1 pseudogene is annotated in these 349 nt (G+C 49.6%); it reads left to right on the forward strand.

From position 1 onward, the window contains the following. Positions 1-349: pseudogene (locus AB4Z29_RS32460) on the forward strand (hypothetical protein); the annotation flags it as partial.

A 349-nucleotide genomic window follows, 5' to 3' on the forward strand; every position in this document is an offset into this window, starting at 1 on the left:
AGTAGCTGAAGATGCAACATCAGCAACGGTAACGATTGAACAGCTGGGCGCAACAGCAAGCAGCGTGTATGTGAGCGTGACAAAAGAAGGTCAGCTAGAAAGCGTAAGAACCGTAAAAGCATACGATGCTGAAATCACTGCAGCACCAGTAGCAGCGACAATCACCGTTACGAATAATGCGACAAGCACAGCAGATACGGTAAAAGTAACAGGTCTAGCCGAAGGCGACATCGTGAACGTATACGGCGTAGCAACAGGTGGCACGGTACTTGAAACAGCAACGGTAGCAGAGGGCGCGACGGAAGTAACAGTTTCCAAAACAGATCTGCTTACAGCAACAGGCGGAACA

Source organism: Paenibacillus sp. 2TAB23, assembly GCF_052115165.1.
In the GTDB taxonomy this organism is placed as follows: Bacteria; Bacillota; Bacilli; order Paenibacillales; family Paenibacillaceae; genus Pristimantibacillus.